We start from the raw sequence: 972 nt of genomic DNA, 5'->3' as shown, positions 1-972 counted from the left end.
ACAAATGGGCTTTTAAGTACTGATCTATTTGAGGTGAAAAATCGAACAGCGGGCCTTTGACTTGCATACCGACCAGCGTTGTTTGGTTCTGACTGCCTAGCTCTAAGCTGCTTTTATCTGCCGTCAACGGCGTCGATTCACGCCCTGATATGTCGGTAATACCACGATTTTTGCGCACTTCAACAACATCCATAAAAGCAGCCAATCCATTCAAACTGCGGGGAAAACCTGCGTAGGCGTATAGTTGAGCGAGAACTTCTTTAATCTCATTGATCGTTAAGCCGCTTTCTAAACCATCATTCAGGCTAATCTTGAGTTTTTCTACGTCACCGCTTGCGGTGAAAGCCGCGATTGGAACGATGGCTCGTTCTTTATTACTCAATTTATCTGTTGCAAAAGCAGGCATAACAGCGGATATCGTTGTCATAGTCAGTACCCAAATTAATATGGACTTGATTGAAGTTTTAATTGCGATCATCGTCAGAACCTTCCGTTGGTTGACCACGCGCCGAAGCGACTAGAAGAGCCATAAAAGCGACACCAATAAGCGCAATCTTTACGCTCATGTAAGTTTGATATTTACTTGGCTTGCCTGTCATTGTCAGATCTCCGACGTCCTTAAGTTAGCGTTCAATTAGCCAAGCTCTGCGTACTCTTCGTCCGTCACGGGTTCACACCACTCATTGCTTGCTCCTTCAGCGGGTATTTCTATTGCTACATGTGAAAACCAGCTATCTTTAGCTGCGCCGTGCCAATGCTTAGTGCCAGGTGCAATATGCACGACGTCGCCCACGTTGAGCGCTTGCGCTGACTGACCAAATTCTTGATACCACCCGCGGCCTCCCGTCACGAGCAAGATTTGTCCGCCTTCGTGATGAATGTGCCAAAAATTACGGCAGCCCGGTTCAAACGTCACATTTGCTACGATCAGCCCCGGTTGGTTGAGCAACGCCAAGTAGCTTGTCCCCGTAA

General features: G+C 47.3%; 3 protein-coding genes. All 3 read right to left on the bottom strand.

The window, feature by feature from the left end:
• Positions 1-406, bottom strand: a 406-nt coding sequence (locus tag R7Z50_RS25160) for a carboxymuconolactone decarboxylase family protein (RefSeq protein WP_318149443.1), incomplete at its 3' end; no start/stop codon positions are given.
• Between the two features lie 58 nt (positions 407-464).
• Positions 465-599, bottom strand: coding sequence for a hypothetical protein (locus tag R7Z50_RS25155; RefSeq protein ID WP_257881716.1), 135 nt, complete (start codon positions 597-599; stop codon positions 465-467).
• A gap of 35 nt (positions 600-634) precedes the next feature.
• A partial coding sequence (locus R7Z50_RS25150) for a cupin domain-containing protein (RefSeq protein WP_318149442.1) occupies positions 635-972 on the bottom strand: 338 nt, incomplete at its 5' end.

The organism is Vibrio sp. 1249-1 (assembly GCF_033340495.1).
The sequence above is the reverse complement of the archived record's forward strand: the minus strand, read 5'-3'. Positions and strand labels throughout refer to the sequence as shown.

Excerpts from the sequence above, each read along its gene's own strand:
- R7Z50_RS25155 (WP_257881716.1), bottom strand. The coding sequence starts at position 599 with ATGACAGGCAAGCCAAGTAAATATCAAACTTACATGAGCGTAAAGATT.